The sequence below is a fragment of the Pseudomonas sp. RW407 genome (genome assembly GCF_003176655.1).
Taxonomy (GTDB): Bacteria; Pseudomonadota; Gammaproteobacteria; order Pseudomonadales; family Pseudomonadaceae; genus Pseudomonas; species Pseudomonas delhiensis.
Genome location: NZ_QGSL01000106.1, coordinates 906,248 through 931,355, shown reverse-complemented (window position 1 = coordinate 931,355; position 25,108 = coordinate 906,248). Strand labels below are relative to the sequence as shown.

Annotated in this window: 24 protein-coding genes; 11 read left to right on the top strand and 13 right to left on the bottom strand. The window is 69.3% G+C overall.

All coding sequences use genetic code 11. The features are described from left to right. Positions 1-111 precede the first annotated feature (111 nt). A complete protein-coding gene (locus DK254_RS20970) occupies positions 112-513 on the top strand; it encodes an SMI1/KNR4 family protein (protein ID WP_074980597.1) in 402 nt (133 codons plus the stop codon). A 104-nt stretch (positions 514-617) separates the two neighbouring features. After that, positions 618-830, top strand: a complete 213-nt coding sequence (locus DK254_RS20965) for a YgdI/YgdR family lipoprotein (RefSeq protein ID WP_109935318.1) — start codon at positions 618-620, stop codon at positions 828-830. Positions 831-837: 7 nt separating this feature from the next. Here DK254_RS20965 and DK254_RS20960 read toward each other — a convergent pair whose 3' ends face one another. Further along, positions 838-1,500: a GntR family transcriptional regulator gene (locus DK254_RS20960; RefSeq protein ID WP_109935317.1), complete on the bottom strand. Its 663-nt coding sequence runs from the start codon at positions 1,498-1,500 to the stop codon at positions 838-840. Between the two features lie 223 nt (positions 1,501-1,723). On the opposite strand from DK254_RS20960, the gene DK254_RS20955 reads away from it, so the two are divergent. The 6 genes from DK254_RS20955 (at position 1,724) to DK254_RS20930 (ending at position 8,401) form a co-directional block, all read left to right on the top strand. Beyond that, complete coding sequence (locus tag DK254_RS20955; RefSeq protein WP_109935316.1) at positions 1,724-3,118, top strand: aspartate aminotransferase family protein; 1,395 nt, start codon at positions 1,724-1,726, stop codon at positions 3,116-3,118. Between the two features lie 133 nt (positions 3,119-3,251). Continuing rightward, positions 3,252-4,634 carry a glutamine synthetase family protein gene (locus DK254_RS20950; protein ID WP_109935315.1) on the top strand — a complete coding sequence of 461 codons (1,383 nt, stop codon included), beginning with the start codon at positions 3,252-3,254 and terminating at the stop codon, positions 4,632-4,634. A 191-nt stretch (positions 4,635-4,825) separates the two neighbouring features. Then, entirely contained in the window at positions 4,826-5,584 is a 759-nt protein-coding gene (locus tag DK254_RS20945; protein ID WP_089393932.1) for an SDR family NAD(P)-dependent oxidoreductase, read from the top strand. Positions 5,585-5,725: 141 nt separating this feature from the next. After that, positions 5,726-6,229, top strand: a complete 504-nt coding sequence (locus tag DK254_RS20940) for an acyl-CoA thioesterase (protein WP_089393931.1) — start codon at positions 5,726-5,728, stop codon at positions 6,227-6,229. Positions 6,230-6,411: 182 nt separating this feature from the next. Then, complete coding sequence (gene ybaL, locus DK254_RS20935; RefSeq protein WP_109935314.1) at positions 6,412-8,106, top strand: YbaL family putative K(+) efflux transporter; 1,695 nt, start codon at positions 6,412-6,414, stop codon at positions 8,104-8,106. A 4-nt stretch (positions 8,107-8,110) separates the two neighbouring features. Then, on the top strand, positions 8,111-8,401 hold the full coding sequence (locus tag DK254_RS20930; RefSeq protein WP_109935313.1) for a nucleotidyltransferase family protein: 291 nt from the start codon (positions 8,111-8,113) through the stop codon (positions 8,399-8,401). 53 nt (positions 8,402-8,454) lie between these two features. Here the strand turns inward: DK254_RS20930 and pdxY are convergent, their stop codons facing one another. Beyond that, the gene (gene pdxY, locus DK254_RS20925) at positions 8,455-9,324 is read right to left on the bottom strand and encodes a pyridoxal kinase PdxY (RefSeq protein WP_109935312.1); all 870 of its coding nucleotides are present in this window, start codon (positions 9,322-9,324) and stop codon (positions 8,455-8,457) included. A 124-nt stretch (positions 9,325-9,448) separates the two neighbouring features. Here pdxY and DK254_RS20920 point away from each other — a divergent pair, with 124 nt between their 5' ends. Then, the gene (locus DK254_RS20920) at positions 9,449-9,910 is read left to right on the top strand and encodes a DUF3301 domain-containing protein (protein WP_109935311.1); all 462 of its coding nucleotides are present in this window, start codon (positions 9,449-9,451) and stop codon (positions 9,908-9,910) included. Here DK254_RS20920 and DK254_RS20915 read toward each other — a convergent pair whose 3' ends face one another. Next, positions 9,911-10,789, bottom strand: coding sequence for an alpha/beta fold hydrolase (locus DK254_RS20915; RefSeq protein ID WP_109935310.1), 879 nt, complete (start codon positions 10,787-10,789; stop codon positions 9,911-9,913). It lies immediately after the preceding gene. A 103-nt stretch (positions 10,790-10,892) separates the two neighbouring features. Here DK254_RS20915 and DK254_RS20910 point away from each other — a divergent pair, with 103 nt between their 5' ends. Together DK254_RS20910 and DK254_RS20905 are read left to right on the top strand one after the other, a co-directional pair. Next, positions 10,893-12,650, top strand: coding sequence for an ATP-binding protein (locus tag DK254_RS20910; RefSeq protein WP_109935309.1), 1,758 nt, complete (start codon positions 10,893-10,895; stop codon positions 12,648-12,650). Next, positions 12,647-13,981, top strand: coding sequence for a sigma-54 dependent transcriptional regulator (locus DK254_RS20905; protein ID WP_109935308.1), 1,335 nt, complete (start codon positions 12,647-12,649; stop codon positions 13,979-13,981). The genes DK254_RS20910 and DK254_RS20905 overlap by 4 nt, the downstream gene beginning before the upstream one ends. Before the next feature lie 439 nt (positions 13,982-14,420). Here DK254_RS20905 and DK254_RS20900 read toward each other — a convergent pair whose 3' ends face one another. From DK254_RS20900 to DK254_RS20855, 10 genes are all read right to left on the bottom strand, one after another. Further along, on the bottom strand, positions 14,421-15,764 hold the full coding sequence (locus tag DK254_RS20900; protein WP_109935307.1) for an APC family permease: 1,344 nt from the start codon (positions 15,762-15,764) through the stop codon (positions 14,421-14,423). Between the two features lie 77 nt (positions 15,765-15,841). Further along, the gene (locus DK254_RS20895; protein ID WP_109935306.1) at positions 15,842-16,585 is read right to left on the bottom strand and encodes an N-formylglutamate amidohydrolase; all 744 of its coding nucleotides are present in this window, start codon (positions 16,583-16,585) and stop codon (positions 15,842-15,844) included. Further along, on the bottom strand, positions 16,569-17,900 hold the full coding sequence (locus DK254_RS20890) for a glutamine synthetase family protein (RefSeq protein WP_109935305.1): 1,332 nt from the start codon (positions 17,898-17,900) through the stop codon (positions 16,569-16,571). The genes DK254_RS20895 and DK254_RS20890 overlap by 17 nt, the downstream gene beginning before the upstream one ends. Positions 17,901-17,914: 14 nt before the next feature. Beyond that, the gene (locus DK254_RS20885) at positions 17,915-18,556 is read right to left on the bottom strand and encodes an isochorismatase family cysteine hydrolase (RefSeq protein ID WP_109935304.1); all 642 of its coding nucleotides are present in this window, start codon (positions 18,554-18,556) and stop codon (positions 17,915-17,917) included. Positions 18,557-18,558: 2 nt separating this feature from the next. Beyond that, the gene (locus DK254_RS20880; protein WP_109935303.1) at positions 18,559-19,416 is read right to left on the bottom strand and encodes a MurR/RpiR family transcriptional regulator; all 858 of its coding nucleotides are present in this window, start codon (positions 19,414-19,416) and stop codon (positions 18,559-18,561) included. A 538-nt stretch (positions 19,417-19,954) separates the two neighbouring features. Continuing rightward, the gene (locus tag DK254_RS20875) at positions 19,955-20,155 is read right to left on the bottom strand and encodes a hypothetical protein (protein ID WP_009614826.1); all 201 of its coding nucleotides are present in this window, start codon (positions 20,153-20,155) and stop codon (positions 19,955-19,957) included. A gap of 121 nt (positions 20,156-20,276) precedes the next feature. Then, positions 20,277-21,212, bottom strand: a complete 936-nt coding sequence (locus DK254_RS20870) for a LysR family transcriptional regulator (protein ID WP_218281430.1) — start codon at positions 21,210-21,212, stop codon at positions 20,277-20,279. Positions 21,213-21,616: 404 nt separating this feature from the next. Then, positions 21,617-22,321 carry an NAD(P)H-dependent oxidoreductase gene (locus DK254_RS20865; protein ID WP_109935301.1) on the bottom strand — a complete coding sequence of 235 codons (705 nt, stop codon included), beginning with the start codon at positions 22,319-22,321 and terminating at the stop codon, positions 21,617-21,619. 179 nt (positions 22,322-22,500) lie between these two features. Continuing rightward, the gene (locus tag DK254_RS20860; RefSeq protein WP_109935300.1) at positions 22,501-23,919 is read right to left on the bottom strand and encodes an aldehyde dehydrogenase family protein; all 1,419 of its coding nucleotides are present in this window, start codon (positions 23,917-23,919) and stop codon (positions 22,501-22,503) included. Beyond that, entirely contained in the window at positions 23,912-25,102 is a 1,191-nt protein-coding gene (locus tag DK254_RS20855) for a pyridoxal phosphate-dependent aminotransferase (RefSeq protein WP_109935299.1), read from the bottom strand. Before DK254_RS20855 ends, DK254_RS20860 begins: the two co-directional genes overlap by 8 nt. Positions 25,103-25,108: the final 6 nt, after the last annotated feature.

The following is a 25,108-nucleotide window of genomic DNA, read 5'->3' as shown; positions in this document are numbered from 1 at the left end:
CCTCCCAACCCAACCCCTTCCACTCGTCCGCCAGACACCCCCAACGTGAACTTGCGCCCAGGGCCGGCTACTACTGTATAAAGCGCGCCAGTCAATCGAGAGGCCCCTGCCGTGGAAGATGTCATCGACCAATTGCGTGAACTCAACGAGCCCGTCCCTGTCCCCCTGGAGCTGCCGGACGAGGAACTGCTGGTGGAGATCGAGGAAGAGCTGCTGATCGGCCTTCCGTCGGAATTCCGCGAGTTCCTCCTCAAGGTCAGCGACGTCATCTACGGCCGCCTGGAGCCGGTCACGGTAACCGACCCGCACTCCCACACCTACCTGCCGGAGGTGGCCGCGGTGGCCTGGGCGATGGGCCTGCCGCGCGAGCTGATACCGCTCTGCGCCGATGGTGACGACTACTATGCGGTGGCCCAGGACGGCGAGGTGGTGCTCTGGGCGGACGGCGAACTGACCGAAGAAACCTGGGACTCGGTGTGGACCTGGGCACGCGACGTATGGTTGGACACCTGAGCCCGGACCACTGAATTTCCAAGCGGAGCGGTTGTCACAGTGGCTACCGAGCGTGTACCCAAACCTTCTGCCAAGGCCGGTCCACGATGTCCCTTGGAGACTCTATGAAGCTGAAATACCTACTCCTCAGCGCGCTGCTGCTCGGCCTGGCCGGCTGTGCCGACAAGGCCGTGGTGACGCTGAACGACGGCAGCGAGGTCCTGGTCAAGGACCACGCCGATTTCGACAAGTACCACGACTACTATGAATTCGAACAACTAGACGGGCAGACCATCCTCATCCGCAAGGAAAACGTCCGCTACATCAAGACCGAGTGACGCGCCCTCAGCGCGTCACGCTCACTCCCGACTCCAGCGCCAGCAGATTCAGCAGGTACTGGCCGAAGTAGGCCAGGTCCTGTTCGATGGCCGCCCGCGCGGCGCGGGCATCGCCCCGCCAGATCGCGTCCAGGGCGTGTTCGTGGAAGTCGTTCAGGCGCAGCGACAGGTCGGCGCCGGTGAACAGCCGGTTGAAGAAGGGCCCGACCTGCAGCCAGAGCGCCTCGATCATGCGCAGCAGCGTGGGGTTGCCGCAGGCGTGGTAGAGCGTCAGGTGGAAGCGGCTGTTGTGCTCCAGGTAGGCCTGGACGTCGCGCCGCTGCACGGCCTGCGCCATGGCCCGGGTGCAGTCCTCCAGGACCTCGATGTCCGCCCCCTGCAGGCGCGGTACCCCATCCTCGACGGCGAGCCCCTCCAGTGACTGGCGAATCTGCAGTATCTGCAGGAAGCGCTCGCGGGTCATCAGCGGCACCCGCAGCGAGCGCTGCGGCTCGCCCTCCAGGGCACCCTCGGCGACCAGCCGCTGCAGCGCGGCGCGCACCGGCATCGGGCTGGTGCCCCATTCGTCGGCCAGGTCGCGGATCTTCAACCGCTCGCCGGGCTGGAAGCGCCCGCTGAGCAGGGCCTGGCGCAGGTTCTGGTACAGCTGTTGCTGGAGGTTCTCGGCCATGGCGTCACTCCGCGCGGGCCGGGGGCGCCGGCAGTTGGGCGAAGGTCAGGCTGCATTCGTGCGTCATTTCGAATCGTCCTCGTCGGGGCCCCTTGCCAGGGCCGCACATTTTTGTGATCACAAATACTGTTGCGTCGAAGATTAACAGGCGTCACCCAGCATGTATTGACTTTTTTGTGATCACAAACGGAAGATGTGCAAAAAAACAAACGAGGTGTGCAAGATGACCGCCAGCGGAATCGCCCAACAGGCCGTGGATGTATTCACCGCCCGCGAACGCCAACGCTTCCTGGAGCAGAACCCGAAATCCGTGGCCCTGGCCGAGCGCGCGCGCAACTCGCTGTACGCCGGCGTGCCGATGCACTGGATGGCCGACTGGTCCACCCCCTGCCCGCTGTTCGTCGAGCGCGCCAAGGGCGCCCGCTTCTACGACGTTGACGGCCACGAGTACGTGGACTTCTGCCTGGGCGACACCGGCACCATGTTCGGCCATTCCCCCGACCCGGTCGCCAGGGCGCTGGCCGAGCAGGCCAACAACGGCCTGACCACCATGCTCCCGGGTGAGGACGCCGTGGTCTGCGGCGAACTGCTGGCCGCGCGCTTCGGCCTGCCGTTCTGGCAGGTCACCGCCACCGCCACCGACTCCAACCGCTACGTGCTGCGCTGGGCCCGCGCCATCACCGGGCGCAAGACCCTGCTGGTGTTCGACGGCTGCTACCACGGCACCGTCGACGACGTCATGGTGCGCTACCGCGACGGCCAGACCGTGCCGCGTTCCGGGCTGGTCGGCCAGGCCTACGACCTGACCCAGTACAGCCGCTCCATCCCCTTCAACGACGTCGAGGCTCTGGAAGCCGCGCTGGCCCGGGGCGACGTCTGCGCCCTGCTGTGCGAGCCGGCGATGACCAACATCGGCATGGTCCTGCCCGATCCGGGCTTCCTGCAGAAGTGCCGGGAGCTGACGCGCAAGTACGGCGCGCTGCTGGTCATCGACGAAACCCACACCATCTCCACCGGCATCGGCGGCTGCACGAAGCTGTGGAACCTCGACCCGGACTTCTTCGTGGTCGGCAAGCCGATCGCCGGCGGCGTGCCCTGCGGCATCTTCGGCTGCAGCGCGGAAATGGCCGAGAAGATGCTCGCCTCGCGGCAGAAGGCCCAGGAAGACAGCCATGGCCACGGCCACAGCGGCATGGGCACCACCCTCTCGGCCAACGCCCTGGCCATGCACTGCATGCGCGCCAACCTGGAACAGGTGATGACCCAGGCCGCCTACGACCACATGCTGCCGCTGGCCAGGCGCCTGGCCGACGGCTTCCGCCGGCTGATCGCCAGGCACGGCCTGAAATGGTCGGTGACCGAACTGGGCGCGCGCAGCGAATTCCAGTTCTGCCCGGTATCGCCGCGCACCGGCGCCGAGGCCGAGGCCGCCTTCCACGACGAACTGCAGATGGCCCTGCACCTGTACCTGATCAACCGCGGCATCCTGATCACGCCGTTCCACAACATGGCCCTGTGCTGCCCGGACACCACCGAGGCCGACGTCGACCGCCTGATCGACACCCTGGATGCGGGCATCACGGAGCTGCTGGCGATTCCCGGGGCTCGCGAGGCCTGAACGCCACACCACTCCCTGCAGGAGCGAGCTTGCTCGCGAACGCTCTTCCGAAACGTCGCCGCGAGAACGGTTCGCGAGCAAGCTCGCTCCTACACAAAGAACACCCGGCGCGCCGCGCCAACCGAGGACCACCATGCAATTCGCCGATCGAAAGGAAGCCGAAGCCTTCCTCGCCGCCCACCCCGAGGTGCGCAGCATCGAGCTGTTCATCATCGACGCCAACGGCATCCCCCGCGGCAAGCTGCTGCACCGCGACGAGCTGCTGGCCATCTACGACAACGGCCGGCCGCTGCCCAGCTCGATCCTCGCCCTCACCGTGCAGGGCGAGGACGTCGAGGGCACCGGGCTGGTCTGGGAAGTGGCCGATGCCGACTGCTGGACCTACCCGCTGCCCGGCAGCCTGACCCTGCAACCCTGGCGCAGCTCGCCCACCGGCCAGCTGCAGGTCAGCATGCACCCCACCCAGGGCCTGCCGGCCACCCCGGCCGACCCGCGCCAGGCGCTGGTGCGGGTGGTCGAGCGGCTCAAGGCCGATGGCTTCCACCCGGTGATGGCGGTGGAGCTGGAGTTCTACCTGCTGGACAAGCAGCGCGACGCCCAGGGCCGCCCGCAGCCGGCGGTGCAGATGAACGGCGTACGCCCGCAGGCGCCGCAGGTCTATGGCGTGTACGAGCTGGAACAGGTGCAGCCCTTCCTCGACGACCTCTACGCCGCCTGCGAGGCCCAGGGCCTGCCGGTGCGCACCGCCATCTCCGAATACGCCCCCGGCCAGCTCGAGCTGACCCTGGAACACCGCTTCGACGTGCTCCAGGCCATCGACGAAGGCGTGCGCTACAAGCGCCTGGTCAAGGGTGTGGCCAACAGGCACGGGCTGCAGGCCTGCTTCATGGCCAAGCCGTTCGGCGATCGCGCGGGCTCCGGCATGCACCTGCACGTCAGCCTGGCCGATGCCGAGGGCAACAACCTCTACGCCAGCGAGCTTTCCGACCTTGAAGGCCCGCAGGGCACGCCGCTGCTGCGCCAGTCCATCGGCGGCATGATGGCCACCCTGCTCGACTCGCTGGCCATCTTCTGCCCCAACGCCAACTCCTTCCGCCGCTTCCAGGCCAACAGCTACGCGCCGCTGGCCAAGAGCTGGGGGGTGAACAACCGTACCGTGTCCTTCCGCGTGCCCGGCGGGCCGGCGCAAAGCCGGCACATCGAGCACCGCATCTGCGGCGCCGACGCCAACCCCTACCTGGCCGCCGCGGCGATTCTCGCCGGTATCCACAAGGGCATCCGCGAGCAGCTCGACCCCGGCGCGGCCATCGAGGGCAACGGCTACGAGCAGGCCCGCGAGTTCCTGCCCACCGACTGGCTCACCGCGCTGCGCGCCCTGGAAGCCTCCGGCTGGGCCCGCGAGGCGCTGGGCGAGGAGTTCCTCAAGGTGTTCCTGGCCATCAAGTGGGAGGAGTACCGGCAGTTCATGGGCGAAGTCGGCGAACAGGACTGGCGCTGGTACCTGCACCACGCCTGAACCGCGACCATCAGTCGCCTGCGAAAGCTCCAGCGGGATTTACGAAAAAATTACCCTGGCAAAGCGAAGATTCTGGTCTTTTCTTGGTCAGTAGAGACAGAGGGCCGCCCGTGCGGCCCTCTTCCTTGCGGCGTGCCGCCACTGCCTGACGGCGCGCCGTTTCCCTATCAGGCAGGGAGATCACTCAGTCAATGAGCACACCCGTTGTTCTGATCACCGGGGCCGCTGGCGGCCTCGGCAAGGCCATCGCCAAGCGCTTCGCCCAGAGCCACTGGCGCATCGCCGCCACCGACGTCGACAAGAGCGGGCTGCATGCGCTCAACGCCCAGGTGCCGCTGGATGCCAGCGCCGTGGCCGACCTGCGCCGGGCGGACAACTGCCAGAGCCTGGTGGCGGACATCCTCGCCCGCACCGGGCGCCTGGACGCGCTGATCAACGCCGCCGGCGTCTGGCGCGAAGGCCCGGTGGAAAGCTTCAACGAGGACGACTTCGACCTGGTCCTGGGGGTCAACCTCAAGGCCGCGTTCTACATGTGCCAGGCCGCCACGCCCTACCTCAAGGAGAACCGCGGCTGCATCGTGAACATCTCCAGCGACTCCGGGCGCCAGGCCTACCGCGGCTCGGGGGCCTACTGCGCGAGCAAGGCGGCGCTGACCATGCTCACCCGCACCCTGGCCCTGGAGCTGGCCAGCGATGGCGTGCGCGTCAACGCCATCTCCCCGGCCGACATCGCCACGCCCATGCTCGACTACCAGGCCGAGCGCTACGGCCAGGGCAACCCGGCCGCCTACAAGATCGCCCTGCTGCGGGATTATCCACAGGGCAAGGAAGCGCGCTTCATCCGCCCGGAAGAAGTCGCCGACCTGGTCTGGTACCTCTGCGGCCCGCAGTCCGAGGCCATCACCGGCGCCGACCTGGCCATCGACTTCGGCCTCTCCGCCGGCCGCTGAGCCGCACCGCGCGCCAATCGCCCGGCGATTGGCGCGCGCCCCTGTTCGCCGGGGCCAATGGGGGGTATAGAAAAGAGTGTGTCGCAAGGCCAGGCGCAGTGCGTCCAGTCTTGGTCCCCCCACCCGCCCTGCGAGAGCGATATGGAACCCGGCAACCACCAACTCAGCATGACCGTCCTGATGACCCCGGACATGGCCAACTTCTCCGGCAACGTCCACGGCGGCACCCTGCTCAAGTACCTCGACGAGGTCGCCTACGCCTGCGCCAGCCGCTACGCCGGCCACTACGTGGTGACCCTGTCGGTCGACCAGGTGATCTTCCGCGAGCCGATCCACGTCGGCGAGCTGGTGACCTTCCTCGCCTCGGTCAACTACACCGGCCGCACCTCCATGGAGATCGGCGTGAAGGTGGTCACCGAGAACATCCGCGAGAAATCCGTGCGCCACACCAACAGCTGCTTCTTCACCATGGTGGCGCTGGACGACGAGCGCAAACCCACCTCCGTGCCGCCGCTGCAGCCGGCCACCCGGGAGGAGCGCCGGCGCTTCGCCCAGGCCCAGCAGCGCCGTCAGCTGCGCCAGGAGCTGGAGCAGCGTTACCAGGCAATTCGTGAAGAATGGGACAAGGATGCCGACATTTCTTGACAAGATTTCTCAAGTGCCGCTGAAAAAGTCCGGCGCGTCAACGAGTTAACCTTGAGCGTCGGCAAGGCCGAAAGCCTTGCCAGCGCCTAGACTTGCCCAATCCGCGGGTTTGCCCCCGTGATCCACCTTCGAGCCGCCGCCCGCCCGGGGCGCTGGCTCCCTGCGTGCCCGGAGCCCAGACCATGCACCACACACCGCTACTGACCACCCTCGCCGTCGGCTTCGTGCTGGCCTTCATCCTCGGCGCCCTGGCCAACCGCCTGCGCATCTCGCCGCTGGTCGGCTACCTGCTGGCCGGCGTGCTGGCCGGGCCCTTCACCCCCGGCTACGTCGCCGACCAGGCGCTGTCGACGGAAATCGCCGAACTGGGGGTGATCCTGCTGATGTTCGGCGTCGGCCTGCATTTCTCGCTGAAGGACCTGCTCTCGGTGAAGGCCATCGCCATCCCCGGCGCGGTGGTGCAGATCGGCGTGGCCACCCTGCTCGGCATGGGCCTGGCATGGATGATGGGCTGGCCGCTGGGCGGCGGCCTGGTGTTCGGCCTGGCGCTGTCGGTGGCCAGTACCGTGGTGCTGCTGCGCGCCCTGGAGCAGCGCCAGCTGATCGACACCAAGCGCGGGCGCATCGCCATCGGCTGGCTGATCGTCGAGGACCTGGCCATGGTCCTCACCCTGGTGCTGCTGCCGGCACTGGCCGGCACCCTCGGCGGCAAGGCCGAGGACGGCGCCAGCGGCGGCATCCTGCTGCCGATCCTGCTGACCCTGGGCAAGGTGGTGGCCTTCGTCGCGGTGATGATCCTCGGCGGCCGCCGCGTGGTGCCCTGGGCCCTGGAGAAGATCGCCGCGACCGGCTCGCGCGAGCTGTTCACCCTCGCCGTGCTGGCCATCGCCCTGGGCATCGCCACCGGCTCGGCGGTGGTGTTCGGCGTGTCCTTCGCCCTCGGCGCCTTCTTCGCCGGGATGATCCTCAACGAATCCGAACTCAGCCACGAGGCGGCGGAAAACTCGCTGCCCCTGCGCGACGCCTTCGCCGTGCTGTTCTTCGTCTCGGTGGGCATGCTGTTCAACCCGGCGATCCTGATCCACGAACCGCTGCCGGTGCTGGCCACCTTCCTGGTCATCGTGTTCGGCAAGTCGGTGGCCGCCTACGTCATCGTGCGCCTGTTCGGCCACCCCAACAGCACCGCGCTGACCATCGCCGCGAGCCTGGCGCAGATCGGCGAGTTCTCCTTCATCCTGGTCGGCCTGGGCGTGACCCTCGAACTGCTGCCCGAGCAGGGCCGCGACCTGGTGCTGGCCGGCGCCATCCTGTCGATCCTGGTCAACCCGCTGCTGTTCATCGCCATCGAGCGCCTGCAGGCGCGCAAGGAAGCCGCCCAGCCCAGCGAAGCCCAGGCGCAGGACGAAGACCTGCCGCCGCCGGTGCGCGAGCACGAGCACGCCATCCTCATCGGCCACGGCCGCGTCGGCGAACTGGTCAGCGCGCGCCTGCAGAAGGACGGCACGCCGCTGGTGGTGATCGAGGACAAGCGCGAGAAAGCCGCCGAACTGCGCGAGCGCGGCCTGAGCGTGGTGGTCGGCAACGCCGCCAACCCGGAAGTGCTGGCCCTGGCCAACATCACCACGGCGCGCTGGCTGCTGATCGCCATCCCCAACGGCTTCGAGGCCGGGCAGATCGCCAGCCGCGCACGGGCGGCCAACCCCGAGCTGGACATCATCGCCCGCGCGCACTTCGACGCCGAGGTGGAGTACCTGGAGCAGAACGGCGCCAACCTGGTGATCATGGGCGAACGCGAGATCGCCCAGGGCATGTACCAGCGCGTCGAGCAGCACGACACCCCGGCGCCGCAGCCGGATGGGCTGCCGCAGTCGGCTTGAGGCCGTGAAGCCCTCGGTCGCCCTGGACCGGAACCGCGAGGTCGTGCGCGACCTCGCGCTGCGCTACGGCGCGTTCAATCCACGTGTATTCGGGTCGGTCCTGCGCGGTACCGACCAGGATGGCAGCGACCTGGACCTGCTGGTGGACGTCGTACCCGGCACTACCCTCCTCGATCTGGGCGGCCTGCAGGATGAACTGCAGGCAGTGCTAGGCGTAAAGGTCGATCTGCTGACACCCGGCGACATCCCGGCGAAGTTCCGCGCCCAGTTGCTGAGCGAAGCCATGCCGGTATGAGCATCAGGCGCCTGAAGGACGGCCCCAGGCGGCCTGCAAGATAGAAACCCGGCTCAGATCGCCTTCGCCTCGAACCGCACCCGCGGGTGCGCGATGCGGTCCTGGGCGCGCACCAGTTCCAGCTCGTAGCTGCCGCAGTGCTGGGTTTCCAGCAGCACCTCGTGCACCGCCGCGGCGGTGAACTCGAAGGCCGTGCAGGGCGCTTCGCCCAGCAGCAGGCGGGCCAGGAACAGGCCGGAGGTCAGGTCGCCGACGCCCACCGGCTGGCGCGGGAAGGCCAGCAGCGGGCGGCGCAGGTGCCAGCTGCCCTCGGCGCTGACCAGCAGCATCTCGAAGGCGTCCGACGGCTTGCCCGGGTAGTTCAGGTGCTTCACCAGCACCGCCTTCGGGCCGCGCGCCAGCAGGCTGCGGGCCATGTCCACGCAGTCCTCCAGGGAACGCGGGCTGCGCTGGCAGAAACTGTCCAGCTCCAGCTGGTTGGGGCACAGGTAATCGGCCACCGCGGCGGCCTCCTGGAGCAGGAACTCGCCGACCTCCGGCGCCACGATGCAGCCCTTGTCCGGGTGACCCATCACCGGGTCGCACAGGTAGATGGCCCGCGGGTTGGCCTCGCGGATGCGCGCCAGCGCCTCGAGGATGGCGCGGCCCTGGGCGGCGCTGCCCAGGTAGCCGGACAGCACGGCGTCGCAGTTGCCCAGCTCGCCGATGGCGGCGATGCCTTCCACCAGCGCCGGAATCTGCTCCGGCGGCAGCACCTGGCCGGTCCAGTGGCCATACTGGGTATGGTTGGAGAACTGCACGGTGTTCAGCGGCCAGACGTTCACCCCGACGCGGCGCATCGGGAACACGGCGGCGCTGTTGCCGGCATGGCCGAAGACGACATGGGACTGGATGGCGAGGACGTGGGGGGTACGCGACGACATGGCGAATTCCTGCAACTGGATGTGTCAGTATGGGGCGCAATTCACCACCTGGGAACCAGCGGCTCTCGCCGCTTTCCTACAGACTCGGTAAGCTGAAGCGCCTCTTCCCGAGCGGAGCCTTGAAGTGACCTTGGGCAACCTTTTCGTATTCCTCCTGCTGGCCACGGCCGCCGCCTGGTGGTGGCGCGCCCACGGCATCCGCGAGCGCGCCCTGCAGCTGGCGCGCCAGCACTGCGCGCGGCAGGGGGTGGAGCTGCTCGACGAGAACGTCGCCCTGCGTCGCCTGCGCCTGCGCCGCGGCGCCAACGGCATGCTCTGCCTGGCCCGGGAATACGGCTTCGAGTTCACCGCCAGCGGCCAGGACCGCTACAACGGCAGCATCACCATGCTCGGCCAGCGCCCCGGCCCCATCGAGCTGGAGCCCTTCCGCTTCCACCCCGAGCCCCACGAGGTGCGCGCGGTGGTGGAAATCGCCCAGGCCCTGCCGGCCCCCGAGCCGGAAGCCGTGACGCCGCGGCACAAGGCCGAGGTGGTGCGGCTGGACGAATGGCGCCGCAACCACTCGAGCAAGAAGGTCGGCGACTGACTATTCGTGGCCGAGCAGGAAGCGCGCCACCCGCTCGGCGCTGTCCTGTGGATATTCCTGCATGAAGCAGTGCCCGCCGGCGACGTTCTGCCCGCCGACGTGGGTGTTCTGCGCGCACCAGCGGGCCACCGCCTTGGGCACGAAGGGGTAGGTCCGCTCGCCGAACAGCACCAGGGTCGGCGTGCCCACCTTCGCCAGCGACGGCCACAGGCGCTTGGGGAAGGAACTGAAGATCTCCGCCTCGCGGCTCGGCCGGCACTTCAGCTCGACGCCGCCGTCCACCGCCTTGATGGCGTTCTCCACGTAGGCCCATAGCGCCTCGTCGGTCCAGCCCCGGAAGATGCCGCGGCCGTGCAGGCCGGCGTAGGCGGCGGCACGGTCCGGCCACTGGCTGCGCCGGGCCCTGGCCTTCTGCACCATGGTCCGCCGCTCGTGCAGGCCGAGCACCTCGGACAGCGCCATCACGCCGATCATCGCCGGGGTGAAGAGCACCGGGTCGAGCAGCACCGCGCGCTCGAACAGTTGCGGATGGCGGGCGAGGATCAGGCTGCTGAGCACCCCGCCGAAGCTGTGCCCGCAGGCATGGCGCGGCACTTCGCCGTAGGCCGCGCGGCCGGCCTCGAAGGCCTCCACGGCCATCTCGGCGTTGCGGTTCCAGCCGTGGAAGCGCCCGCCGTGGTCGCTGTCGCCGTGGCCCTGGACGTCGCACAGCCAGAGGTCGAAGTCCCGCGCCAGGTGCTTGAGCATTGGCTCGTAGGCACGCCCGCAAAAGCCGTTGCCATGCAGGAAGTGCAGCAGTGGCTTGCCGCTGGGTTCGCTGCGCCAGCCACGCAGGGTGAAGCCGGCGGAACAGGGATGGGACCAGGCGATCAGCTGCATCGGACGTTCTCCTCGAAGGTCGCGCAGTGTAGCGACCCGCAGTCGCGCCGGACCAGTGCCCGGACGTGCTATGGTCGCGCTCCGCCCACCCGCCCCGAGCACCATGACCTTCAACCGTCCCCTGCGCCTGATCCTCGCCAGCCTGCTGGTGCTGGCCGGCCTGCTGCTGTCGGTGTACTGGGCGGGCGAGAAGGCGCGGCACCGTTCGCTGCTCGCCGAGGCCGAGGCGGCCCACGAGCAGCTGGGGCTGTACGTCAGTTCCCTGCGCACCCTGCTGGAGCGCTACCGCAGCCTGCCGGCGGTGCTGGCCCTGGACCCGGAGCTGCGCCAGGCCCTGGCCGGCCCGGTGCAGGGCGATGCGCAGCGGGCGCTGAACCTCAAGCTGGAGCGCATCAACGCCGCCGCGCGCTCCTCCACCCTGGAGCTGCTCGACCGCGACGGCCTGGCCGTGGCCGCCAGCAACTGGCGCCTGCCGACCAGCTACGTCGGCCACAACTACGCCTTCCGCCCCTACTTCCGCCAGACCATCGCCCAGGGCACCGGGCGCTTCTACGCGGTGGGCGTGACCACCGGCATCCCCGGCTACTTCCTGGCCAACGCGGTGCGCGACGAGGCCGGGCGCTTCCTCGGCGCCATCGTGGTCAAGCTGGAGTTCCCCGACCTGGAACAGCAGTGGAGCCAGACCCCCGACCTGGTGCTGGTCAGCGACACCAAGGGCATCGTCTTCCTCGCCAACCACCCCGGCTGGCGCTACCGCGAGCTGCAGCCGCTGGACACCTTCGCCCGCCTGGAGCTGGCGCAGACCCGCCAGTACGACCGCCAGCCGCTGACCCCGCTGCAACACCGCACCCTGCAGCCGCTGGGCGAGGACAGCCGCCTGGTGCGCGTCGGCGCCAGGGGCGACGAGACCGACTACCTCTGGCAGTCCCTGAGCCTGCCCGACGACGACTGGACCCTGCACCTGCTGCGCGACGCCCGCGGCGTGCAGAGCGACGTCGCCACCGCGCGCCTGGCCGCCGCCGGGGCCTGGCTGGCCCTGGTGTTCCTGGCCATGCTGCTGCAGCAGCGCTGGCGCATCGCCCGCCTGCGCCAGCGCAGCCGCGAGGAACTGGAGCGCCTGGTGGAGCAGCGCACCGCCGACCTGCGCACCGCCCAGGACGGCCTGGTGCAGGCCGCCAAGCTGGCGGCCCTGGGGCAGATGTCGGCGGCCCTGGCCCACGAGATCAACCAGCCGCTGACCGCCCAGCGCATGCACCTGGCCAGCGTGCGCCTGCTGCTGGACGCCGGGCGCAACGACGAGGCCCGCGCCGCGCTGGCGCGCCTGGACGAGCTGCTGGAACGCATGGCCGCGCTGACCGGCCACCTGAAGACCTTCGCCCGCAAGACCCCCGGCGGCCTGCGCGAACGCATCGAGCTGGGCCACGTGCTGGAACAGGCCCTGCAATTGCTGACGCCGCGCATCCGCGCCGAGCAGGTGGAGATCAGCCAGGTGCTCAGCGTGCCGGCCTGGGTGCTGGGCGACGCCATCCGCCTGGAGCAGGTGCTGGTCAACCTGCTGCGCAACGCCCTGGACGCGGTGGCCGGCGCCGAGCGCCCGCGCATCGAGGTGACGCTGCGCCACGAGGGCGAGCAGTGGAGCCTGGAAATCGCCGACAACGGCCCGGGGATCGCCGGCGAACACCTGGGCAACGTCTTCGACCCCTTCTTCACCACCAAGCCGGTGGGCGAGGGACTCGGCCTGGGACTGGCGGTATCCTACGGCATCGTCCACGAACTCGGCGGCCGCCTGGAGGCCGCCAACCGTCCCGAGGGCGGCGCGCTGTTCCGCCTGGCGCTGCCCGCCGCGAGCGAAGAGACATGACCGAACACGTGATTTTCGTCGATGACGAAGCCGCCATCCGCGAGGCCGTGCAGCAGTGGCTGCAGCTCTCCGGCTTCGAGGTGCGCCTGTGCAAGAGCGCCGAGGAGTGCCTGAGGAACCTGGAGCGCGGCTTCGCCGGCGTGGTGATCAGCGACGTGCGCATGCCCGGCACGGACGGCCTGGCCCTGCTCGAACGCCTGCAGCAGCTGGACCGCGACCTGCCGGTGATCATGGTCACCGGCCACGGCGACGTGCCCATGGCGGTGCAGGCCATGCGCGACGGCGCCTACGACTTCATCGAGAAGCCCTTCACCCCCGAGCGCCTGCTGGACAGCCTGCGCCGCGCCCTGGAGAAGCGCCGCCTGGTGCTGGAGAACCGCCAGTTGCGCGAGCAGGCGACGCTCAAGGACCAGGTGGCCTCGCGCCTGCTCGGCGTATCCAAGCCCATGGAAGCCCTGCGCCGCCAGGTCATGGCCCTGGCCGACACCCCGGTGAACGTGCTGATCCGCGGCGACACCGGCAGCGGCAAGGAACTGGTCGCCCGCTGCCTGCACGACTTCGGCCCACGCGCCGGCAAGCCCTTCGTCGCGCTGAACTGCGCGGCCATCCCCGAGCAACTGTTCGAAAGCGAGCTGTTCGGCCATGAAAGCGGCGCCTTCACCGGCGCCCAGGGCAAGCGCATCGGCAAGCTGGAGCACGCCAACGGCGGCAGCCTGTTCCTCGACGAGATCGAGAGCATGCCGCTGGCCCAGCAGGTGAAGCTGCTGCGCGTGCTGCAGGAGCAGCAGCTGGAGCGCCTGGGCTCGAACCAGAGCATCCGCGTCGACCTGCGGGTGATCGCCGCGACCAAGCCCGACCTGCTGGAGGAAGCCCGCGCCGGGCGCTTCCGCGAGGACCTGGTGTACCGCCTGAACGTCGCCGAGCTGCGCCTGCCGCCGCTGCGCGAAAGGCGCGAGGACATCCCCCTGCTGTTCGAGCATTTCGCCCGGCTGGCCAGCGAAAAGCTCGGCCGCGAGGCGCCGCCGCTGTCCACCGCCGAGCTGGCGCGGCTGCTGGCCCACGACTGGCCGGGCAACGTGCGCGAGCTGGCCAACGCCGCCGAGCGCCACGTGCTCGGCCTGGACCGCGCGGCGCAACTGGAAGCGCCGGCCGGCAGCGGCCTGTTCGAACGCATGGAGGCCTACGAGGCCGAGTGCATCCGCCAGGCCCTGAGCCAATGCAAGGGCGACATCAAGGCGGTGATGGAACTGCTCGGCCTGCCACGCCGCACCCTCAACGAAAAGATGCAGCGGCACGGGCTGAGCCGCGGGGAATTCCTCGGCGAAGGCTGACGACCACCGCGCCGCCCCGGAACCGTAGGAGCGGACTCCGTCCGCGATTTCGCGCGCAAGGCGCGCGCCTGCAGGAGCACGATGTGGTGGCGCGGCGTAGGAGCGGATCTCATCCGCGAATCGCGCCTATACCTCCGGCTATCGCGGACAAGGTCCGCTCCTACAGGATAAACACCGTGCCCCACGGCAACCTGTAGGAGCGGGCCCTGCCCGCGAAATCGCGCGCAGGGCGCGCTCCTACATGGGTACGGTGTGGTGGCGGATCTCATCCGCGAATCGCGCCGGAACGTCCGGCTATCGCGGACGGAGCCCGCTCCTACAAGGCTGGAGACACGCCGCCGCAGTGAGGCGGCGGATAACCGCGAACGGTTATCCGCCCTACGCACCCTGACGCTCTTGTAGGGCGAATGAAGCGGAACGCTTCATCCGCCGTTGCCGGTCACAGCCCCGTGGCCAGCTCCCCGGCCTTGCCGCGCTTGTGCAGCACCGCCAGGTACACCAGGCCCACGGCGATCCAGGCCAGGCCCAGGTACTGGGCGTCGGCGCTCATGCTGACCAGCACGTAGCCGATGATCGCCAGCCCCACCAGCGGGCACAGCAGGTGGCGAAGCACCTTGCCGCTCTTCTGGCGGATGAAGTAGTGGTTGATCACCGCCAGGTGCAGCAGGCAGAAGCCGGTGAGCGCGCCGAAGTTGACCAGCGAGGTGAGCACGTCCGGGGCGTCGAGGAAGGCCACGCCGATGCCCAGCGACAGCACCGCCACCAGGTACAGGCTGACGTGCGGGGTCTGGTAGCGCGTGTGCACCTTGGCCAGCACCCGCGGCAGGCGGCCGTCGCGGGCCATCGAGTAGAGCAGGCGCGAGACCGCCGCCTGCGAGGTGATCGACACGGTCACGCCCCAGGCCAGCGCGGTGGCCACCGCGGTCAGGGTGGACAGCCACTTGCCGCCGGCGGCCTCGGCGATCTCGTAGAAGGCGGTGTCGGCGGACTGGAAGGGCATGCCGGCGGCGAGGTCGGTGGCCAGCCAGGTCTGCAGGACGAAGATGCCGCCCATGACGAACAGCGCGATCAGCGAGGCGCGGCCGATCTGCTTGGCCGGGTCGCCCTTCACCTCTTCGGCGAGGGTGGAGATGGCGTCGAAGCCGAGGAACGACAGCACCGCGATGGACACCGCCTTCATCACCAGGCCGAGGTCGAAATGCTCCGGCTGGTACAGCGGCGCCAGGGTCAGCCGGCCGTTGCCCATGCCGCCCTCCAGGGCGTGGTAGCCGACCACCAGGAAGATGCCTAGGACGATCATCTCGGCGATCAGGAACAGCAGGTTGAAGCGCGCGGCGAAGGTGATGCCGCGCAGGTTCACCAGGGTCGCCGAGACCAGGAAGGCGAGCGTCCACAGCAGCTTCGGCACTTCCGGGAACAGGTGGTTGAGCGCCAACGCGCTGAACACGTAGAGCAGCGGCGGGATCAGCAGGTAGTCCAGCAGCAGCACCCAGCCGGCGAGGAAGCCGACGTGCGGGTGGATGCCGCGCTGGGCGTAGGAGTACACCGAGCCGGCAATGGGGAAGGCGCGGGCCATGGCGCCGTAGCTCAGGGCGGTGAACAGCATCGCCAGCATGCCCACCAGGTAGGCCATGGGCACCATGCCCTGGGAGTCGGCGTGGACCCAGCCATACACGCCGAAGGGTGCGATGGGGATCATGAAGATCATCCCGTAGATGACCAGGTCGCTGAGGGAAAGACTGCGGCGGAGCTGTTGCTGGTAGCCAAACTGTTCGATGGCCATGGGGGAGTCCTCTCGATTCGGCAGCTTTGTCGTTGTTGTCTGCGCCGCGAGCGCGACGGCGTTTCTTGTTCCAGGGCTTACAGCCAGGGCGCCAGGCGCTCGGCCCAGGCCTGGATGGCGGCGGCCTCGCGCAGGCCGTCGTTGCGGATTTCCAGGAGCACGGCGTCGATGCCGCGCTCGTCACCGTGCACCGGCACGGTCATGTCCTCGGCCGGGTCGATGTCGTAGGGCTGGTTGGCGCCGATCTCGCCGCCGCCTTCGCGCAGGCCGTCGACGATCCGCCGCGCGTAGCCTTCGGCGCGGCCGTACAGCACGCCGGCGATCCATGGCCGGGGCACGCCGCGGTAGCTCGGGGTGAAGCTGTGCACGCCGACGATGCGCGTCGGCTGCCCGGCCGCCTGGCGCTGATCGATCAGCTCGGCCAGGGCGCGGTGGAAGGGTTCGAACAGGCGCGCCTGGCGTTCCCGGCGGTTCGCCTCGCTCAGCCCGAGGTTGCCCGGGATGGGGTAGACCTCGCTGTGCCCGGGGATGCTGTCCGGCGCGGCCAGCGGGCGGTTCAGGTCGATCAGCAGGCGCGAGTAGCCGGCCGCCAGCAGCGGCGCGTCGAGGCGCTCGGCCAGCGCCTCGGCCAGGGCCAGCGCGCCGATGTCCCAGGCGATGTGCTCCTGCGCCGCGGCGTCGTCCAGGCCGAGCTGCGCCAGTTCCGCCGGGATGTAGCGGCTGGCGTGCTCGCAGACCAGCAGCACCGGGCTCCTGCCCTGCGGGTTGAACAGGCGGAACGGCGCTTCGCGGTAGATCCCGCTTTCAGTAGAGGCTGGCATAGCGTTGGCACACCTGGTCGTCGGTGAGGTCGCGGGTCAGCGCCAGCTCCTGGCGCTTCATGGCGAAGTAGGTCTGCAGCAGCGCCGGCGGCAGCTGCGCGCAGAGCGCGTGGTCGTCCATCAGCAGTTGCAGGGCCTGCTCCAGCGAGCCGGGCAGCGCCTGGATGCCGAGGGCCTGGCGCTCGGCGGCGTCGAGCGAGTCCGGGTCGACGTCGGCCACCGCGCGCAGCGGCAAGCGTTCCTCCAGGCCGAGGCGGCCGGCGATCAGCACCGCGGCCATGGCCAGGTGGGGCGAGGCGGTGGCGTCCATCGGCCGGAACTCCAGGTTGAACTGGCGCGCCAGCGGCTTGCCGCCGAGGCTCACCACCGGGCAGATGCGCAGCGCCGCCTCGCGGTTGCGCAGGCCCAGGCAGGCGTATGCGGCGCTCCAGTGGTGCGGTTTCAGGCGCAGGTAGGAAACGGCCGTTGGCGCGGTCAGCGCGCACAGCGCCGGCAGGTGGCGCAGCACGCCGGCGGCCCAGTGGCGCGCGGTCTCGGAGAGGTTGTTCGGCTGCGCGGCGTCATAGAACAGCGGCGTGCCGTCGAGGCTCTGCAGGCTCAGGTGCAGGTGCACGCCGTTGGTGACTTCGCCGGGCGCGCGCAGCGGCGAGAAGCAGGTGCCCAGGTCCATCTGCCGGGCGATCTCGCGGACCACCTCGCGCACGTTCACCGCGCGGTCGGCGGCGGCCACGCCCTGGGTCGGGCGGCAGGTCACCTCGTACTGGCGGCGGCCATATTCGGGCAGGAACATCTCCGGCTCGGCGCCGGCCTGCTCCAGGGCGGCCATCAGCCAGCCGGGGAAGTTGCCGGCGGCGCGCTGGGCCTGCAGCGAGAAGGCGCCGCCCGGCCCCTCGGGCAGGCCCAGCAGGGTGAATTCGTGTTCGAAGGCGGCGGTGACCTGCAGGCCCAGCTCGCGGTAGCGGGCGATCTCCTCGCGCAGCAGGGTGCGCGGGCACACCGGCCAGGGCGTGCCGTCGGTCTCCACCAGGTCGCCGTGGTAGTAGTCCAGCGGCGGCGCCAGCGGGTCCGGGCCCTGTTCCAGGTACAGGTGCGCCTGGGGGTCGGGCAGCAGGCGCAGGTCGCCGTGGCTGCCCCAGGGGTTGTCGTCGGCGATGATGTCCTGCGGCGTCAGCGCGCTGTTCGCCGGCACCCAGCCGCAGCCGCTGGCCAGTTGCTCGGCGACCGCGGCGGCCGGCAGCGAACGGCCGCGGGTAACGCCGGCCAGGTCGGTGGTGACGAAGCTGCTCAGGTGCAGCGGCCCGGTGGGATGGCTCATGGCGTGCTCCGCGGTCAGGCGAGGTCGGCGATGCGGGCCAGCACCGCGTCGGTGTCGGCGATCCAGCAGTAGCCCTTGATGGCCTCCAGGCAGGCCTGGTGGCGCTCGGCGGTGTGGGTGGCGCAGGCGTCTTCCACCAGGGTCACCAGGTAGCCGCGGTCGGCGGCGTCGCGCACGGCCATGTCCACGCACTGGTCGGTGACCACGCCGCAGACGATCAGGTGGCGCACGTCGAGGTTGCGCAGCACGTAGTCGATGGCGGTGGAGTTGAAGACGCCGGACGAGGTCTTGGGCAGGACGATTTCGTTCTCGGCCGGCGCCAGCGCGTCTATCACCTGGGCGTCGGGGTGGCCCTTGGGCAGGTGCATGTCCGACAGCTTGTGGTCCAGGGAGCGGTCGCGGCCGTCGGCGGTGAGGCTCTCGATGATGGTGTGCAGCACGTTCTGCCCGGCGCCGCGCATGGCCGCCAGCAGGCGCTGCTGGTTGGGGATCACCTGGTTCTGCACGCGCTCGTAGAAGTAGCGGGCCTTGCCGGCGTCGACGTGGGCGTCGCGGCCGGGGATGACCCAGGCGTTCTGCATGTCGACGAACAGGATGGCGGTCTCGCCGCGGCGGTACGGCAGGTCGCGGGGCGAGTGGTGGGGCAGGCTGAACATGGTCACTCCTCGAGCAGGTGGGCGTTGAAGGCGGCGCGCAGTTGGTCGATGCCCTCCAGGCGCTCGTCGAGCTGGGCGTCGCTGCGCGCCACCAGGCTGGCGATGAGCGCCTCGACCTGGGCCATGGCCGGCACCAGCGAGTCGAAGGGCGAGGTGGATTCCACCGGCGCGCTGACGATCAGGTCGGCCAGTTCGCGCAGCGGCGAGGCATAGATGTCGGTGAACAGCACCACCCGCGCGCCGCGGGCCTTGGCGGTCTGGGCGACGAGCTGGGCCTGGGCCTGGTAGCGGCGGTAGTCGAACAGCACCAGCAGCGACTGGCGGTCCATATCGTGCAGCAGGTCGGGCAGCGCCATGCCGTCGTCCAGCCACAGGCAGCCGCCGCGCAGCAGGCGCAGGTGGGTGACCAGGTAGCCGGCGAGGAAGCGGCTGAAGCGGCCGCCGTGGCAGTACAGGCGCAGGCGCGGGTCGAGCAGCCAGTCGCCGAGCAGACGGATGTCGTCGGCGCGGGTCAGGTTCAGGGTGTGCTGCAGCTTGTCCGAGGCGTCGGCCAGGTAGCTCGACCAGGGGTCGTCGTGCTCCATGCGTTCGCGGCGTTCGGCGAGCAGGGTGCGCGGCGAGCGCAGGCGGTCGTCCACCTCGATCAGCAGGGCATCCTGGAACTCGCCGTAGCCGGCAAAGCCGAGCTTCTTCACCAGGCGCAGGATGGTCGGGTCGCTGACCCCGGCCTGCCGCGCCAGGCGCGCCATGGGGCCCAGGCCCAGGCGCGGGTAGTCGTCGAGAAGGGCACGCAGCACCTTGCGCTCGGCCGGCGTCAGGGCGACGTCCGGTGCGGCCAGGCGGTCTTTGAGGCTGGACATGGCAGCTCCCTTGGCGGTTATGCCTGGTCTTGTAGTGAATATTTCAAATCATTGCAAATACTTTATTTATGTTCGATTCACTACATTTTCCGCGCACAGGCATCCGCCCGCTCTATACCGGGCAGCGGCACGGGCGCTTCGGCAGTCGGGATTTGTTCCGGGCAAAAAAACGGCCGCTGAGTGCAGCGGCCGGAAAGAAGACGTCGATTGGAGCAATCGGATATCGGCGTCGGGAAGCAGCGCCAGTCGGCGTTGGAGGAACCGGCTGGCGTGAGGGGGCGGAAGATTCGCAGTCACCGCACCCTCGGGTGACACATCAGGCTGATCGTGTCGGGCCTGCCGGGGGAAACCGGCAGATAAAGGCAAGTATATTGACCTAACTATTGAGGATAAAGCGCGAAGACGGCGAAAGACTTTTTCAAAAAATGAAAGAATCACCGCCCCCGCCGGGATAAAAAAACGCCGCATCTCGTATGCGGCGCAAGGCATTGGGAATACCGGCTCACGCTCCGGGCTTCCCGGGGGAAGGGAACGCCGATCAGGAATCGGCGTTGGACTGGGCAGCGGCCTTGCCGGCGGTACGCTCGGCGTCGGAGGCCTGCTGGGCAGCGGCGATGGCGGCCTCGTTGGCTTTCACCATCTTGTCGGTCATCAGTCGGGACTCTTCGGCGAAGCTCAGTTGCACGAAGGACAGCGAGCAAACGGACAGCAGGGCAGCAACAACAAGTTTACGGGACATGATTTTCGAACCTTTGATTGGCCCCGCTCGTTGGGGGCGATGCAAAGGTTACGACTCGGTGACAGGCGGAAAAATAGCTGGCTCACCAACAGACCATTGCCTGAAAAGCAACAATCCGTTTTCAGGCCCAGTGCGCGGGGTCGTTCATCACCTGCTCGTCGGCATCGAAGGCCTTGGGCAGTTCTTCCTTGAGGAATTCCACCCAGGTGCGGATCTTCGCGTCGAGGAAACGCCGCGACGGGTAGAGGGCGAAGATCTGCCGTACGTGCAGGCTGCGCTCGGGCAGCACGCGCACCAGTTCGCCCTGGCTCAGCGCCGGCGCGGCCACGTAGCTGGGCAGCAGGCAGATGCCCATGCCGGCGCGGGCCGCCCCGGCCAGGGCCTCGGCGACGTTGACCATGAAGGTGTCGCGCGGGCGGATCACGCTCGCCTCGTTGTCCTCCTCGAAGGCCCAGCCTTCCGGGAAGGTCGGGTCCTGCAGGCGCAGGCAGCGGTGCTCGCGCAGGTCGTCGATGCCGCGCGGCGTGCCGCGTTCGGCCAGGTAGCCGGGGCTGGCGCAGAGCACGCTGTAGATGGTGCCGAGGGTCTGGGCGACGTATTCGGAGTCGGGCAGTTCGCGGTCGCGGGTGATGACCACGTCCTGGCCTTCTTCGAGGATGTCCGGCTGGCGCTGGGCCAGGGTCAGCTCGATGTAGACCTCGGGGTACGCCTGGCAGTAGCGCGAGATCAGCGGGATCAGGTGCTGCTGGCCGAGCCCGGTCAGCGAGTGCACCCGCAGCCGGCCACGCGGGCTCAGGTGCGCGCCGTTGGCCTCGGCCTCGGCCTCGTCGACGTCCACCAGGATCGCCCGGCAGCGCTGCAGGTAGCGCTCGCCGGTCTCGGTCAGCGCCAGGCGCCGGGTGGTGCGGTGCAGCAGGCGCGCCTGCAGGTAGGCTTCCAGGTCCGAGACCACGCGGGAGACCTGGGCGGTCGACAGGCCCAGGGCGTTGGCCGCAGCGGTGAAGCTGCCGGCATCGACCACGCGGGCGAAGACCCGCATCGCATGTAAAGTGTCCACTGTTGCCCCGTCTGCAAAACTGAATCGCAGTATAGGGTCATTTTCCCCGGACAGTTGCCGGGTATAGTGGCAACCAGGTCGCTGCAGCAGCGACGGGCCCAACCGGCCCGTCGTATGGCACCCGGCACACCAGCCGGTCGCCAACACTCCCCCGCGCATACCAGGCTGCAGCGGCTGCCCTTTTCCTCCAGAGGCGCATGTCTTGATTGATGTGCGCCTTTTTTCGTTAGGGGTGAGTGCATCGAACCGTAGGAGCGAGCTTGCTCGCGAACCCTGGAGCGCCGCATCCCTATCCCGTCATCCCCGCGAACGCGGGGAACCAGCGACTTCCAGCGCGAACATCAGCCACTGGGTTCCCGCGTTCGCGGGAATGACGAGGTTTCAGTACGGTGCCGACGTGCCGCTCAGCGCGGCAGCGGGTAGAGGCGCTCGTCGAACTGCTCCAGGCGCGGGAATTCCAGGGGCTGGTCGTGCTCCAGGCGCTGCAGGCGGTCCTGGTACTGGCGCAGGAAGTCCTGGCGCGCGTCGTTACTGATGTAGGGCACGTGCCAGGCGACGAAGGGCGGCAGCACGGTCATGCCGGTGTAGGCCAGGGTGCCGCGCAGGATCGGCCGCAGCATGTCCTCCAGCGGGCCGTGGATGGCGCCTTCGCCGAACATGTGCTCGCGCCCGCCGAGGGTCACGCTCACCAGGGCCTTCTTGCCGGCCAGGCCGCCCTGGTCGTAGAAGCGCTTGCCGCCGTAGCAGATGCCCGAGACCAGCACGCGGTCGAACCAGCCCTTGAGGATGGCCGGGGCGGAGAACCAGTAGATCGGGAAGTTGAAGATCACCAGGTCCGCCCAGAGCAGCTTGTCCAGCTCGGCCTGGATGTCCGCGGCCAGGGTATGCGCCTTGGCGCCTTCGCGCTGTTCCAGGGCGTAGACCAGGTAGTCCGGGTTGGCGCGGGCGCCGAAGTCGGCGGCGCTGGCCACCGGGTTCCAGTGCATCGCGTACAGGTCCGAGACCTGCACTTCGTGGCCCTGGCCCTGCAGGGTTTCCTCGGCCAGCTTGTACAGCGCGGTGCTGAAGGACTGGGGTTCGTTGTGGGCGTGGACGATCAGTACGTTCATGTGGATTCCTTGATGGTCGGGCATCGGCGCTGGGCTCGGCACCCTCTCCCCCAGCCCCTCTCCCTGAAGGGAGAGGGGAGCTATCCGTGCCAGCGCGACACTTCACCGCCGCGCTGGACTGCTCTTGCCCCCTCTCCCGCTTGCGGGAGAGGGCTGGGGAGAGGGTGCTCTTCAGGCGCTCAGAGTTGGATGGCCTTGTGCTCGACGAACTCGGCCAGGCCTTCCTCGCCCCATTCGCGGCCGTTGCCGGACTGCTTGTAGCCGCCGAAGGGCGCGCGGTAGTTGAACGCACCGCCGTTGACGAAGCATTGGCCGGCGCGCATGTGCCGGGCCAGGCGCAGGCCATCCTCGCGGTCGCCCGCCCAGACCGCGCTGGACAAGCCGAAGGGCGAGTCGTTGGCGATGGCCAGGGCTTCGGCCTCGTCGGCATAGGGGATCAGGCACAGCACCGGGCCGAAGATTTCCTCGCGGGCGATGCGCATCGAATTGTTCACGCCGGCGAACAGCGTCGGTTGCACGTAGTGGCCGCGCTCCAGGCCGAACGGCCGCTCCGCGCCACCGCAGAGCAGGCGCGCGCCCTCCTCCTGGCCGACGCGGATGTAGTCCAGCACCGTGCGGCGCTGGCCGGCCGAGCACATCGGGCCGAGGAAGCTGTCCGCCTCCAGCGGGTCGCCCAGCTTCAGCGCCTCGGCCTCGGCGCGGGCGATCTCCAGCGCCTCGGCGTAGCGGCTGGCGGGCAGCAGCATGCGCGTCAGCGCGGTGCAGGTCTGCCCGGAGTTGATCATCACGTCCTGCACGCCGTGGCGCACGGCGGCGGCCAGGTCGGCATCGGCGGTGATCAGGAACGGCGACTTGCCGCCCAGTTCCAGGCACACGCGCTTGACCGTCGGCGCCGCCGCTTCGGAAACCTTGATGCCGGCGCCGGTGGAGCCGGTGAAGGAGACCATGTCCACTTGCGGATGCCGCGCCAGCGCCTCGCCGACCTTCGAACCGGGGCCGCTGACCAGATTGAACACCCCGGCCGGCAGGCCGATGGCGTCGATCATCTCGGCCAGCAGGAAGGCGTGCAGCGGGGTGTCCTGGCTGGGCTTGACCACCACCGTGCAGCCGGCGGCCAGGGCCGGGGCGAGCTTGCCGATCAACTGGTGCAGCGGGTAGTTCCAGGGGTTGATGAAGGCGCACACGCCCACCGCTTCCTTGACCACCAGCGAGTTGCCGACCTCGCGCACCTCGTCCATGTGCGAGGCCAGCGGGATGTAGCTTTCCAGGCCCTCGATCGGCCCGTCGACCTGGACCATCCGGCACCACTGCACCGGCATGCCCAGCTCGGCGGTGATCAGCGCGGCCATCTCGTCGGCCCGGGCCCGGAGCTGTTCGGCCAGGGCGCGCAGGTAGCCGGCGCGCACGCTGGAGGGCGTCCGCGACCAGGCCGGGAAGGCACGCCGCGCGGCTTCCACCGCGCGGTTCACGTCGGCTTCGGCGCCCAGCGGCACGCGGCCGATGGTTTCTTCGGTGGCCGGGTTCTGCACCTCGGCCAGGCCCTGCCCTTGCGGCGCCACCCAGGCGCCGTCGATGTAGAGCTGCAGGCGGTCATGCATAGCGTTTCTCCTTCAGCAATTCGGCGGCGCACAGGGCGATGCGCCGGCAGGCTTCGCGCAGTGGCTCGGCGCCGAGCACCAGGCCCAGGCGGATGTGCCCGGCGGCGCTGGGGCCGAAGGCCTCGCCGGCCAGCGCCGAGACGCCGTGGCGGTCCAGCAGCAGGTCGGCGAAGGCCTGGGCGGACAGGCCGGTGGGGCGGATGTCGACCATCACGAACATGCCGCCGTCCGGGCGCAGGGCGCGCAGGCCGACGCAACCATCCAGGCAGTCGAGGACCAGGTCGCGGCGCTGGCGGTAGGCCTCGCGCATGGCTTCCAGCTCCGGCAGCCGGGCTTCCAGCGCGGTGCAGGCGGCGTCCTGGATGAAGTCCGGCGAGCCGTAGAGCATGCACAGGGCGAGGTTCTCCAGGTGGCCGCAGAGTTCGCGCGGGCCGACCACCCAGCCCACCCGCCAGCCGGTCATGGCGTGGGACTTGGACAGGCTGTTGAGGGTCGCGGTGCGCTCGGCCATGCCCGGCAGGCTGGCCGGGCTGATGTGCTCGCCGTCGAACACCAGCTCGCTGTAGACCTCGTCGGAAATCATCCACAGGTCGTGCTCGATGCACAGCGCCGCCAGGGCTTCCCAGGTGGCGCGCGGCAGGCTGGCGCCGGAGGGGTTGTGCGGGCTGTTCAGGGCGATGGCGCGGGTGCGCGGGGTGACGAGTGCCGCCACATCCCCGGCCTGCACGCGGAAGCCGTTTTCCGAACGCACGGGCACCGGCACCACCTTGGCCCCGCAGGCGCCGAACACCGCCTCGTAGGTCACGTACATGGGCTCGGCGACTATCACCTCGTCGCCCGGGTCGAGCAGGCACTGGGCCACGGCGTAGAGCGCGCACTGCGCGCCGGCTAGCACCACCACGTCGTCCGCGTCCACCGCCTGGCCGCTGCGCTGGCTGTGGCGGCGGGCGATGGCCTCGCGCAGGTTGCGCTTGCCGCACACTTCGGAATAGTGGGTGTGGCCGGCCAGCAGGCTGTCGATGGCCGACTGCACGATGGGCGCCGGGGTGTCGAAGTCGGGGTCGCCCACCGACAGCAGCAGGATGTCGTCACCCTGTGCCATGCGCGCCAGGGCGCGGTAGTGGATGTCCCAGGCGGCGGCGCCGTCGCCGGCGATGCGTTGGGTGAGGTTGGAGTAGCGCATGGGGAA

Coding starts and splice junctions, on each gene's coding strand:
- DK254_RS20900 (WP_109935307.1), bottom strand. CDS start 15,764: ATGGCCATCGAACAGTTTGGCTACCAGCAACAGCTCCGCCGCAGTCTT.
- DK254_RS20915 (WP_109935310.1), bottom strand. CDS start 10,789: ATGCAGCTGATCGCCTGGTCCCATCCCTGTTCCGCCGGCTTCACCCTG.
- DK254_RS20905 (WP_109935308.1), top strand. CDS start 12,647: ATGACCGAACACGTGATTTTCGTCGATGACGAAGCCGCCATCCGCGAG.
- DK254_RS20860 (WP_109935300.1), bottom strand. CDS start 23,919: ATGCATGACCGCCTGCAGCTCTACATCGACGGCGCCTGGGTGGCGCCG.
- DK254_RS20885 (WP_109935304.1), bottom strand. CDS start 18,556: ATGTTCAGCCTGCCCCACCACTCGCCCCGCGACCTGCCGTACCGCCGC.
- DK254_RS20865 (WP_109935301.1), bottom strand. CDS start 22,321: ATGAACGTACTGATCGTCCACGCCCACAACGAACCCCAGTCCTTCAGC.
- DK254_RS20895 (WP_109935306.1), bottom strand. CDS start 16,585: ATGCCAGCCTCTACTGAAAGCGGGATCTACCGCGAAGCGCCGTTCCGC.
- DK254_RS20875 (WP_009614826.1), bottom strand. CDS start 20,155: ATGTCCCGTAAACTTGTTGTTGCTGCCCTGCTGTCCGTTTGCTCGCTG.
- DK254_RS20945 (WP_089393932.1), top strand. CDS start 4,826: ATGAGCACACCCGTTGTTCTGATCACCGGGGCCGCTGGCGGCCTCGGC.
- DK254_RS20965 (WP_109935318.1), top strand. CDS start 618: ATGAAGCTGAAATACCTACTCCTCAGCGCGCTGCTGCTCGGCCTGGCC.
- DK254_RS20955 (WP_109935316.1), top strand. CDS start 1,724: ATGACCGCCAGCGGAATCGCCCAACAGGCCGTGGATGTATTCACCGCC.
- DK254_RS20910 (WP_109935309.1), top strand. CDS start 10,893: ATGACCTTCAACCGTCCCCTGCGCCTGATCCTCGCCAGCCTGCTGGTG.
- pdxY (WP_109935312.1), bottom strand. CDS start 9,324: ATGTCGTCGCGTACCCCCCACGTCCTCGCCATCCAGTCCCATGTCGTC.
- ybaL (WP_109935314.1), top strand. CDS start 6,412: ATGCACCACACACCGCTACTGACCACCCTCGCCGTCGGCTTCGTGCTG.
- DK254_RS20950 (WP_109935315.1), top strand. CDS start 3,252: ATGCAATTCGCCGATCGAAAGGAAGCCGAAGCCTTCCTCGCCGCCCAC.
- DK254_RS20880 (WP_109935303.1), bottom strand. CDS start 19,416: ATGTCCAGCCTCAAAGACCGCCTGGCCGCACCGGACGTCGCCCTGACG.
- DK254_RS20890 (WP_109935305.1), bottom strand. CDS start 17,900: ATGAGCCATCCCACCGGGCCGCTGCACCTGAGCAGCTTCGTCACCACC.
- DK254_RS20855 (WP_109935299.1), bottom strand. CDS start 25,102: ATGCGCTACTCCAACCTCACCCAACGCATCGCCGGCGACGGCGCCGCC.
- DK254_RS20940 (WP_089393931.1), top strand. CDS start 5,726: ATGGAACCCGGCAACCACCAACTCAGCATGACCGTCCTGATGACCCCG.
- DK254_RS20960 (WP_109935317.1), bottom strand. CDS start 1,500: ATGGCCGAGAACCTCCAGCAACAGCTGTACCAGAACCTGCGCCAGGCC.